This is a genomic window from Rhodobacter sp. Har01, assembly GCF_020564565.1.
Taxonomy (GTDB): domain Bacteria; phylum Pseudomonadota; class Alphaproteobacteria; order Rhodobacterales; family Rhodobacteraceae; genus Pseudogemmobacter.
The window spans coordinates 1-10,278 of the sequence record NZ_JAJCTD010000019.1; the positions used below are offsets into that span (position 1 = coordinate 1).

The following is a 10,278-nucleotide window of genomic DNA, read 5'->3' on the forward strand; positions in this document are numbered from 1 at the left end:
CAAAGACGAACGATCCGTCGGCGCGCAGGTGAACCTGATCTCTCTGCTGGAGGAGACCTTGGCAGAGCAGGCAAAGCTGACCGCGCTGTTCGCCGAACTGCTGATTCTTCCGGTGAACATGCGCCTGGCTGCGGCGAGGCTGGAGCCGCAGGGCGGCCCGCTGAGCCAGATCTCGATCAACTACAAGTCTTCCTCGGAAGAAATCGCTCGCCAGCTGTCGAGCTTCGTGTCAAGCGAGGCCAATCTTTGCGGACAGATGTCACAAGCCGTTCGCCGCAGCCTGATCCTGTCCAGCTGCGCCGGTCTGCAGGATGAACTGGTGGCCACCTATGACCGGCAGACCGGCAATCATGCCGGCCAGGAACGGCGTGTCGAACGGTCGCTTCTGGAAGGCGTGCGGGATCAGAACGCCGGGCGCGCCCGGACCTCTCTGGCCGAGGCCGCACAACTGGCAACTGTGTTGAGCGAAGCCAGCAATGGACTGCGACGGATGATCCTTGGCCTCGACACGATCCGCATCCTGGCCAGGGTGGAAAGCCGCAAGTCTCTTCAAAGCCAGGACGCGCTGACAGCGACGATCGACAAGATCGACTCAATCCAGGCGTCGATCTCGAAGAGCCTCAGCGTCTTGATGGAGCGCACCCAATCGATCGACCAGGGTCTGGCCGATTTGCGCAGGGCCAGAGCTATGACTGTCATTGCTGCAGAGTGAAGGGCGTTGGTGCCTGGCTGCTCCTGGAACCCATCCGTGATGGTGAGAGGCCTGCCCTTGGGCGGGCCCCTCGGTTCCGATGGAAGGCTCTGGCAACCATATCCGCTTCTTTGCGCTGTCGACATCAACCTCTACGATCACTTCTGGCCGCGCGTTGCGACAGCCGTTCTCGCGGATCCACGACCCGGGCGCGGTGACGGACCGACGTGTTCGGCCCATTGCGGACAGTCGACCTGCTTGCTTGCCCGAAGTCGGAACCATCGAAGGCAGGCAGGACCGCCCATTGCTTTCGCAGCAATTCTCGACAAGATCCCTCCCGCCAGGTACATTGATCGACCGGCTTGAGACGCGTGAAGAAAAAAATAGTCCTGCGCAAGAGTTCAGAACTACTGTCCTCCCTTTGCGCTTATGCGCAACTTCTCCCGATCAGTTTCATCAATCAGGTTCAGGTTGTATAGATGCTCAACCAGCGCTGAAGGCCCGACCTGAAGTCTCTCGGCGGCTGTCGCGATACTCGCAAATTCATTATATCGCCGCTGATACCCGAAAGCTTCAACAACTAGATGGCGAGGCATCAAAAACATAGCTGCGAAAGCGTTGGCTCTCTTTTCAACACCGGCGGGTGCCCAAGGACCGCTGGAAATCCCAACGCCCTTTGCAAGAGTGCGATCATAAAACAGATGGCACATCTCATGAGCCAATGTGAAGCGGCGTCCGGAGGGGGTAACGTTGAAAACACTGGTTTTATTCACGACAATAGTCGGAACCAAACCATCACCAGCTAAAGCCACTCCACGGATGGACTCGGTTTCAAGCGACACTTCATGCAGACTCACGCCCAACTTGATAAGAAACATCTCAACATCAACAAAGCTCGAAACTATTTCGCCCAGAAACTCCTTTTCAAGCAAGTCACTGGCCCATTCATATCCCTCAGCATGGGGAGCACCAATGGGCGGTCCGCCGTCTGAAGATACTAGCTCCGTTAGAAGTGCCGACTCTTGGTCGGAACGATAGGCATGTGCGATGACATCACTCAAGGTGATCACATCGCTCTCAGTGAGATCCGGGGATAGACCGCCAAACATTGCGACGGCTGGCGAAAATCGCGCGACGGCTGGAACGCCAGACACCCGCTCATTGTCATTTAAGAATCTGTCTTCGAGCCCACGTGCCCTTAGGGCAGCCAGTGCCGATTTAGCTATGCGCGACCCAATTCGGTGTGCTGTGAGACTGATCACAGTTTCTTGTTGGAGAGCTTCTAAACGCGATGCCAATTTCGCCAACGCTATCCGGTCTGCGGGTTCAAGCGCATTTTCCTTACCACTTTCCGCAACCCACTCAAGAGACTCCCAAAGTGGAATAGCGACGTCTCTAACTGCGAGATACGCTAGGCCACGACCACTGGAGAAACGAAATTGATCAGGTGCAAAAAGTGGAGGACGCCCCGTCCAAGACATCTCTATGGTATCAAGATAACGGCGTAGGAACAAATCAGGAAGCAAACCACCGTTGGAAGCGGAGTTCATTGCATGGGCATTTCGCCAGGCCTGAGCTGCCCGGTATTCCTCGCGCCCTTGTTCATCGCGCGCATCGATCAAAGCCATCAGCTTACCGCCCACAACTGTAACCGCGGGCGCTGAACTCGACTCATGCCATGGAAAGTCGGCCTGGTGCAGAAGAGCTTGCCAATTGTCTGCAAACCATTGTGCGATAGGCAAGAGATACCAGCTAACAAATGACTGCGCGTTTTGGCCATTCGCGTTGCCTGTGAGAGTAGTGCCGCCCACCGTGAGACGCAAATCGCCAATCGACCATCCATAGTGGGCTGGTCGTCGAATGCGCGGCTCTGCGTCCTTTCGCCAACGCATTGCGATCTCGAATCGATTTGGATCGCCGAAAGAGACAAAATCAGTGTTCATCGGTATCCATCGCCCAATCGATTATTGTTTCAGAAAAGGATGCATGACGTCGGAGCATACTACCTTTTACATTACCTAAAGTCACCAGTTTATCCTTGACGTCCGCCGGCACGTCGTCCCAAGGAATGGGATAGCCGTGCCAACTACCGTCATTGGTTGGCTTCGCCTCGAAAGCGATTCCTCGTTCGGTAGCGAACCTGCGTCCAGAATCTTCATCAATTTCGGCTTTTCCGAACAGTCGTCCGGCCGGGGTCTGCAACCAGTTAAATGCGGGATCAGCCGGGTCTAGCCCTAACTTTTCACCAGTATCCTCGCGTGTATGGGTCCATTCCGGGCACAGAGTCCCCTTCCGCCCCATGGCTGGTCTTCGCTTGTGCTTGAGGGAGCCTCGGTAGATGTCGGTCATGCAAGCCTAGTCTCTTCTGTACAGAAGTACCACATTGAAACGAAATCCTATGTCTGGGTGCGACGCGGCTCAATGTCCGGATTGTATTTTTCTTGTCCAGTCTTCTATGTCGTGGATCGGTCAGTGCATGGCCAAACAGAAGAGGACAGGTGAAGGAACCTTCTTTCGAGCTTGCTGCGGTTATTCTGCCGTTTCGCCTTCTGTCCGCTTTCCGCCCGGCGCCCCCACTGCTGGCATTGAACGTGGTATCATCCGCAGGTCGGCATGACCGAAGAAGGGTGGGCCGGTGGACAGGAGACAAACTCATGCCCTCCGGTCTTCTCCCCGCCCTTCGTCCTGCCCGCGTCGCCTGGAACAAGGGCCGCATCGTCGGCCAGAAACGCCCGCTCCTGCCGCGGCACGTCTGGTCCATCAGGGGCCGTCTCGAAATGGCCGGCAATGCGCGCGACCTCGCGCTATTCAACATGGCCGTCGACAGCAAGTTGCGCGGTTGCGATCTCGTCGCTCTCCGGGTCCGCGATGTCTTCGCCGCCGGGCGGGTAAAGGAGCGGACTTCGATGATCCAAAGCAAGACGGGCAAACCGGTCCGGTTCGAGATCACCGAAACCACCCGGCTGTCGCTTGAGCGCTGGATCGGCGATCCCGAGATGATCGGCCTCGAGTTCCTTTGGCCCAGCCGGATCCATGGCAGCCCGCATCTTTCCACGCGTCAGTATGCGCGGATCGTCCGGGGCTGGGTGATGTCGTTGGGCCTCGAGCCGAGCGCCTACGGTACGCATTCCATGCGGCGCACCAAGGTCGCCCAGATCTACAAGAAGACTGGCAACCTGCGCGCGGTCCAGCTGCTGGGTCACACGAAGATGGACAGCACGGTGCGATACCTTGGTGTCGACATCGAGGATGCGCTGTCCCTGTCGGAGGGGATCGACCTGTAACCGAACCACCGACCAGCGTGCCATGCGCCGGTCGGCCCTTACCAGACATTCGTCGCCCATTCGCCGTGAGAAGCAGCACCTTATGAAGCGGTCCATCGATGAATGTGATTTTTTGGACGTGTTGACGGGATCGCTGGATGGCCAGCTTCACTTACGATGGTGCTTTTGTTTGAAAGCGCCTAGCGACGAAAACGCGGAGTCCAGCTTTCTTCGAGCTTTTCGTCGTCATCCTCTTCATCCAGCCCTTCAGCTTCCACCGTCAACCGTGCCGAATACAAGACGGTGAGGGTCTTGCCGTAGCTGCCCAGGCCAATGACATCCTCCGATACGATATGCGACTTGGGGCAATTAAACCAGTCGATGAGATCCGCCTGCGCGCTATCCTCGCGTGCGCTTGCGACATTTGCCCGATCAGCCCCGAAGCGTCGTGTCAGCGATCCCGCCGGAAGCGGCGAACCGGCACGGGGCCACCGAACCTTCGCCTCCTTCATGGCTTCGGAGAAAAGGCAGAAATCGATGACACCGCCCTCGCTCAAGACGACGGCTACCGCGCTGCGGCTCATTCTCGCGTAGCGAACGGCCGATGCGGTCAGTGAAGTAGCGCATTCCCGCGCGATGGTCTTCACGAGGTCGAGACCATCATCCTGCCGCGCCATGATGGGCTTGATCAAAGAGCTTGGCATCAACAGGGCAGAGGCAAAGAAATCTGCCTCCTGCTCATAAGGATCACGCGAACCGAAGCCTGCGTGGGACTTGTGTGCGCCATTGGCGAGTACCTGTTCCATGTGCCCCGGAATGAAATAGTGCCCAAGCTCATGGGCGATGCTGAATCTCTGGAAGCCGGTATTGTCGATGTGCGTGGCGTACATGATGCCAAAGTTCGTGTCCCACTGCGCCAGCATGCCGGAGAACCCTTTGCTAGTCGCAGGCGCTGCTTCGACCTTGATATCCTTCAAGGCAGCAATCTCTTTGGGATCGATTGGCAGTTTCGTAATGCCAAGCTCACGCAGAACCCTGTCCGCTGCACCTTCTGCCAAAGGGAGGCGTGGCACTTTCAGGGTCATTTCTTGCCGCTTTCCAGCTTGCCGTCCTTGAGCATCTGGATGAAGCCTTCGACGGTATTGACCTCGGATTCCGTCAGGTTCCCCAGGTGCCGGTGGAGACGCTGCACCCCTTCAACACGGTCCATTGTATCGACCCGGCCCAGCAAGTAGTCCGTAGTTACATCGAGGGATTTTGCGAGATTGCGCAGGTTGTCGAAGGACGGCTTCCGCGCGCCCTTCTCGAAGTGCGAAATCGAACTTGGCGGCAATCCCGCTTTCTCTGCCAGTTGCTGCTGTTCAAGCCCTCGCTCGTTGCGCGCGGCACGAAGCCTGCGCCCAAACACGTTTTCGCTGCTCTCTTCTTCTGACATGACTACTTCGTCTCTTTCACTTGACGGTTTCGCCACTCCATGATTAAATGGCGTTATCGACAAGTATGCATGACGGGTGCGGCTTGTGCAAGCTTTGTCGCAGACCCGTCCAACAGGAACAGGAGACCAGAACGTGAGCCTTGATGACCCAATTCTTCGAAGCATCGCCCGCTTCACACCGCAGGATATCCTGCTCGCGGATGTGGCGGTGCGCATCCAGCTGAGCCCGACGGAGTACGTGACCGCAGCCAAGCACTATGAGGCGATGGGGGAGTGGATCGACCGCCCTGGAAGCCCGTTGCGGGGCATGGTGGACGGGTTCTACCCGCAGGGCGGCTTTTCGACCGGCTCAACTATTTCCGGTCACAATGATCGCTGTGACTACGATCTCGACGCTATGGCCGTGATCAACTGGGGATATGGCGTTGACCCGGAACATGCTCTGGCGACCTTGCACCGGGCCATCGCTGGAGAGGAAGGCTCGCGCTATTTCGACAAGTCGGAACGCAAGACGCGCTGCACGCAGGTGCAGTACACCGACATGCATTTGGATGTGACCCCTTCGGTCCTCATCGCATCGATGGAGCCCAAGACCAGCTTCATTTTTCATTCGAAGCCCTCTGACCCATCCGTGCCGAGGCAACGTCTCTTCGCAAACCCTTTCGGCCTTGCGGAATGGTTCAACGCGCGGACGCGCGCGGACATCGCCTTCGGGTCCTACTTCGAGCAAGCCTCCTTGAACTATGCGCGGGCGAGCGCGCTCGCAAAGGCGGATACCACCCCTGTTCCGCTTCAGCTTCCGGCCTACAAGAAGTCCCGGCAGGTCATCTGTCTGCAACTAATCAAGCGCTGGCGGAACATCGTCTATGATCGCCGCCACCCGAAGTTGCGCCTGCCGCCGTCTGTGCTGCTGACCTACTATGTCGGCCTCCAGACGGGCGTGGAACGTTCGCTGCTTGATGAATTGATCCACCAAGTCGATGGCATCATCAAAACGATCGAGTCCGCGACCGCTTCGGGGCGGCTGGTATTCGCGCGCAATCCGACCTGCGAAGAGGACGTGCTGACCGACCGTTGGCCCGGCAGCATCGATGATCAGCAGGTCTTTCTGGAAGAGCTGCGCGCTTTCGCCCTCAAGCTTTATGTGCTCAGGCGCGGCGTCTCGCTGGAGGACATGCGCAAAATTCTGGAGAACCTGTTTGGCGAAAAGCCTGCTCGCGATGCCATTGCTGCCCTTCGCCAGCAACATGTGCGCGACAACGAGGCAGGAACCGGCCTCTACATTCCGGGTCGCGGAACCGTTCCGGCCCTTGGCAGTCTGGCTGCCCCCGCCAGCGCCAAGGTGATCCCCTATAGTACGCCGTTCGGGGACTAAGTGATGCCGCTCTCGGTCCGCGAACAGGATGCCCGGATGCGGGCCGAGTTTCCGGGGTTCAAGCTTACGCTTGACCTCGGCTTCATGGGGGTTTGGGAAGGGTCGCTGACGCCCATCTGCCAGACCTACACCATTCGCATCACCTACTTCGCTCGCGTCTTCTTCGAAAACCACACGCTCGCCAACCCCGTTGTCTCAATCGTGGTTCTCGACCCACCCATCGGCCCGGACCCACGTGGCACGGGCGAGCCCCCGCAGCATGTCTACCGTTGGCAGCAGCCGCCAGAGTTTCCGCTCCTGTGCGTTTATGATCCACGGACCGACGAGTGGACACGCGAGAAATCCATCGCGGATGTTCTCATCCCCATGATCATCAAGTGGTTCTTTTTCCACGAGGACTGGGTGGTGGACGGCGTATGGCGCGGGGGCGGGCGGCACCCGGAAGTATCAAAGAACGAGGATACATGCAAACCAGCGACACAACACTCAAACCAGGAGGACCGCGCTCGGCAGGATCAATCCCTCAACGCCGCGTTCCACAGGCTTGGCCGAAAGACCGGCGCTTTCGGATCTTATCTCTAGATGGCGGGGGGATACGCGGGGTTTTTCCCGCCTCAGTTCTCGCCGAATTAGAGAAACGGTTCTGTGCCGGTCACCGAGTGTCGGAATACTTCGATCTGATTGCGGGGACTTCGACTGGCGGGATCATCGCCCTGGGTCTTGGCGCGGGGTTTTCAGCCAACGAAATGAAGACCCTCTATGTCGAGCGCGGCCAGGAGATTTTCCCGCCGCGCAAACAATCTTGGCTCTACAGCGCCGCGTCGTTCCTCCGGCAGACCGTGCTGTATCGGTACGACCGTGATGCCATCGCCTCAATCTTGTCCGAGACACTGGGCGAAAGACTTCTCTGCGAGTCCGCGAACAGACTGTGTATTCCCGCGTTCGATGGAACCCATAGCGAGGTTTTTGTTTACAAGACGCCGCACCACGCGGACTACAAGTTTGATCGGTTTGAGAAGATGATCAATATCGGTTTGGCCACATCCGCCGCACCGACCTTTTTCCAACCCTTCAAGAATGGCAGCTATCAGATGGTCGATGGCGGTGTCTGGGCCAACAATCCAGTCATGCTTGCCGTGATCGAGGCGCTGATCTGCTTCGATGTCGCCCCCTCTCAAATTGATGTTCTGAGCATCGGATGCGGCGATGACCCCTACATCGTTTCGCCCAGTCAGATTAGATTCGGCGGCATGTGGTTCTGGAAGGATGCAATCTTCGCGGCTATGCGCCTTCAGTCCCTGGCGGCGACCAATCAAGCGCGGCTGCTGCTTGGTCCTCCTTCTGTCGTGCGGCTGTCGCCGCCGGTCTATTCACCCTCCATCGAATTAGATGACTGGCGCCGTGCTGTCGGTCTGTTGCCGGGCGATGCCTTGGACACCGTCGAAGCAAATGCCGCCCGGATCAAATCGATGTTCTTCGGAGATCTAGCAGATGCGTTTGTGCCCGTTCTAGCTACGGCAACATGATGCAAACACTTGCCGAGCGCCTGATGTAAGGTGGCCGGATTTATCCATCCCCAATCGTGATCAAAGGTCGGCTTTCAATAAGAATTACGCTTCGAGTGCGCTTTTGCGACAGTCCGCTTTCCGCCCATCGCGACGACTTCGGTCGACCGATCGATACTGGAAGCCGGCCCGAATCGACTTGCAGCCAGGTGGCTGAGCCAAGGATTAGTGACGGTCGTCCGGAACGTGCGTTTTGAACAAACTGACATGCGTCCCGTGCGGTCAATTCCCGAGCGGTGTCGAGGCGTCTGTCTCCGGTGTGCGGGCACCAAACGAATCCTAAGCTGGTACGAGTATAGCGTGAGTACGCCCTTCGAGGTGGCGCGCCCCCGCAACCAAAACTCTCAACGATATCAAATACCTGCGCAGCGCCCCCCGGGGCGCTTTCCGCATTCGCACGCCTACATCAACGCCACATCAACACCGAAGCAGAAAAACCGCACCAGCATGCATAAGCGGGCATCCGCAGGCAGCGCCGGGCAAAGCTCACGCCCTCACCTTGCGCGCAGCGATCCTGCACTGCTTGTTCGGCCAACAACCCGACGTTGGCCTGTGGGTGATCTCGTTCCGGCTGAGATCGCCTTGCACTTCCTGCAACGTAACCGTCCGGGCTGGCCGCTCTGCCGAGGTTGGTGCTTAGAGGATAGTGTCCACTATCGGATAATGGACACTATCGGGGTAGCTTGTGACGAAGCGGCGGCAGCGGCGGGTTTGGACTGACGACGAGAAGCAGATGATCTGCGGGCAGACGCGTGTGCCCGGTGTATCGGTGAGTCAGGTTGCCCGGCGATATGATGTGAACGCCAATCTGGTCTTTGCCTGGTTGCGCGATCCGCGGTTTGCAGATGCCGACGCGTCCGATGTCGCGCGCTTTCTTCCAATAGAGATCGTAGCGGAGGGTAAGGTGCCTTTGGCCGCACCCGCTCCCGACAACTGCATCGAGATCGAGCTGGCTGGCGGTCACAGGATGCGCATCAGCGGCAGCTACGACCCTGAATCTCTGGCCCGCCTGATCCGGGGACTGTCGGTTTGATCCCGGTTCCGGCCAATACGCGAGTCTGGCTCGCGGCCGGGGTGACGGACATGCGCAAGGGCTTCGCGGCCTTGGCAGCGCAGGCCGAGGTGGTGCTGAAGCAGGACCCCTTCACCGGGCATCTGTTTGTCTTCCGAGGTCGCCGGGGTGATCTGGTCAAGGTCATCTGGTGGGATGGCCAGGGGGCCTGCATGTTCCTGAAGCGGCTGGAGAAGGGGCGGTTCGTCTGGCCCTCGGCCAAGGATGGCAAGGTGGCGCTGTCGCCTGCACAACTGTCGATGCTGCTGGAAGGGATCGACTGGCGAGCACCGGAACGGACGTGGCGGCCTCTGGCAGCGGGATAATCTGCGGGGCCCGCAATCAATGATTCCCACAAGAAATACAGTGGGATAAACTTCTCGCATGCTCGATCAGACGCTGACCTTGCCGGAAGACCCCGAGGAGCTGCGCAGCTTCACCGCGCGGCTTCTGGCCGAGGTCAAGGCGCAGGCGATCCTGATCGAGAAGCTGCGCCATCAGCTGGCCGGGCACCGGGCGCACCGGTTCGGCGCGTCGTCCGAGACGGCCGAGCAGCTTCAGTTGGCGCTTGAGACCAGCGAGATTGCCTCTGCCGCGATGACGGCGTGGATGAAGCTGCCGGACATCGAGGAGAAGGACAAACCCAAGCGCCGCCCGATCCCCGACCACATCCCGCGGATGGAAGTGGAGTTGACCCCAGGTGCCGATGCTTGTGCCGATTGCGGTGGCCGCCTGCGCCGGATCGGCGAGGACGTGACGGAAGAGCTGGAATACGTGCCCGGCCGCTTCATCGTGAACCGCGTCGTCCGGCCCCGCCTGACATGCACCTGCTGCGAACGGTTCATCCAGGCCCCGCTGCCCTCGCGCGCCATCGAACGTGGCCGCCCGGGGCCGGGTC

11 protein-coding genes and 1 pseudogene are annotated in these 10,278 nt (G+C 58.8%); 8 read left to right on the forward strand and 4 right to left on the reverse strand.

Going from position 1 to position 10,278, the window contains the following annotated elements:
- A pseudogene (locus tag LHP98_RS19000) lies at positions 1-712 on the forward strand (hypothetical protein); the annotation flags it as partial.
- Between the two features lie 386 nt (positions 713-1,098).
- Here LHP98_RS19000 and LHP98_RS19005 read toward each other — a convergent pair.
- On the reverse strand, positions 1,099-2,634 hold the full coding sequence (locus LHP98_RS19005; protein WP_227254126.1) for an ImmA/IrrE family metallo-endopeptidase: 1,536 nt from the start codon (positions 2,632-2,634) through the stop codon (positions 1,099-1,101).
- Positions 2,624-3,040: a hypothetical protein gene (locus LHP98_RS19010; protein ID WP_227254127.1), complete on the reverse strand. Its 417-nt coding sequence runs from the start codon at positions 3,038-3,040 to the stop codon at positions 2,624-2,626. Before LHP98_RS19010 ends, LHP98_RS19005 begins: the two co-directional genes overlap by 11 nt.
- A 305-nt stretch (positions 3,041-3,345) precedes the next feature.
- On the opposite strand from LHP98_RS19010, the gene LHP98_RS19015 reads away from it, so the two are divergent.
- The gene (locus LHP98_RS19015; RefSeq protein WP_227254128.1) at positions 3,346-3,975 is read left to right on the forward strand and encodes a tyrosine-type recombinase/integrase; all 630 of its coding nucleotides are present in this window, start codon (positions 3,346-3,348) and stop codon (positions 3,973-3,975) included.
- 179 nt (positions 3,976-4,154) lie between these two features.
- Here the strand turns inward: LHP98_RS19015 and LHP98_RS19020 are convergent, their stop codons facing one another.
- Positions 4,155-5,039 (reverse strand): ImmA/IrrE family metallo-endopeptidase, encoded by an 885-nt coding sequence (locus LHP98_RS19020; RefSeq protein WP_227254129.1) that lies wholly within the window; start codon positions 5,037-5,039, stop codon positions 4,155-4,157.
- On the reverse strand, positions 5,036-5,389 hold the full coding sequence (locus LHP98_RS19025) for a helix-turn-helix domain-containing protein (RefSeq protein WP_227254130.1): 354 nt from the start codon (positions 5,387-5,389) through the stop codon (positions 5,036-5,038). The genes LHP98_RS19020 and LHP98_RS19025 overlap by 4 nt, the downstream gene beginning before the upstream one ends.
- 133 nt (positions 5,390-5,522) lie before the next feature.
- Between LHP98_RS19025 and LHP98_RS19030 the strand changes: the two genes are divergently transcribed.
- The 6 genes from LHP98_RS19030 to LHP98_RS19055 all read left to right on the forward strand — a co-directional run.
- On the forward strand, positions 5,523-6,764 hold the full coding sequence (locus tag LHP98_RS19030) for a nucleotidyltransferase (RefSeq protein WP_227254131.1): 1,242 nt from the start codon (positions 5,523-5,525) through the stop codon (positions 6,762-6,764).
- A 3-nt stretch (positions 6,765-6,767) separates the two neighbouring features.
- Positions 6,768-7,346 carry a hypothetical protein gene (locus LHP98_RS19035; RefSeq protein ID WP_227254132.1) on the forward strand — a complete coding sequence of 193 codons (579 nt, stop codon included), beginning with the start codon at positions 6,768-6,770 and terminating at the stop codon, positions 7,344-7,346.
- Positions 7,229-8,290 carry a CBASS cGAMP-activated phospholipase gene (locus LHP98_RS19040; protein ID WP_227254133.1) on the forward strand — a complete coding sequence of 354 codons (1,062 nt, stop codon included), beginning with the start codon at positions 7,229-7,231 and terminating at the stop codon, positions 8,288-8,290. Before LHP98_RS19035 ends, LHP98_RS19040 begins: the two co-directional genes overlap by 118 nt.
- A 724-nt stretch (positions 8,291-9,014) precedes the next feature.
- Positions 9,015-9,362, forward strand: a complete 348-nt coding sequence (gene tnpA / locus LHP98_RS19045) for an IS66-like element accessory protein TnpA (protein WP_227254134.1) — start codon at positions 9,015-9,017, stop codon at positions 9,360-9,362.
- Entirely contained in the window at positions 9,359-9,706 is a 348-nt protein-coding gene (gene tnpB, locus LHP98_RS19050) for an IS66 family insertion sequence element accessory protein TnpB (RefSeq protein WP_227254135.1), read from the forward strand. Before tnpA ends, tnpB begins: the two co-directional genes overlap by 4 nt.
- Positions 9,707-9,764: 58 nt before the next feature.
- Positions 9,765-10,278: IS66 family transposase zinc-finger binding domain-containing protein (locus LHP98_RS19055; protein ID WP_227254136.1), on the forward strand; the 514-nt coding region annotated here is incomplete at its 3' end.

Coding starts and splice junctions, on each gene's coding strand:
- LHP98_RS19005 (WP_227254126.1), bottom strand. CDS start 2,634: ATGAACACTGATTTTGTCTCTTTCGGCGATCCAAATCGATTCGAGATC.
- LHP98_RS19010 (WP_227254127.1), bottom strand. CDS start 3,040: ATGACCGACATCTACCGAGGCTCCCTCAAGCACAAGCGAAGACCAGCC.
- LHP98_RS19015 (WP_227254128.1), top strand. CDS start 3,346: ATGCCCTCCGGTCTTCTCCCCGCCCTTCGTCCTGCCCGCGTCGCCTGG.
- LHP98_RS19020 (WP_227254129.1), bottom strand. CDS start 5,039: ATGACCCTGAAAGTGCCACGCCTCCCTTTGGCAGAAGGTGCAGCGGAC.
- LHP98_RS19025 (WP_227254130.1), bottom strand. CDS start 5,389: ATGTCAGAAGAAGAGAGCAGCGAAAACGTGTTTGGGCGCAGGCTTCGT.
- LHP98_RS19035 (WP_227254132.1), top strand. CDS start 6,768: ATGCCGCTCTCGGTCCGCGAACAGGATGCCCGGATGCGGGCCGAGTTT.
- LHP98_RS19040 (WP_227254133.1), top strand. CDS start 7,229: ATGCAAACCAGCGACACAACACTCAAACCAGGAGGACCGCGCTCGGCA.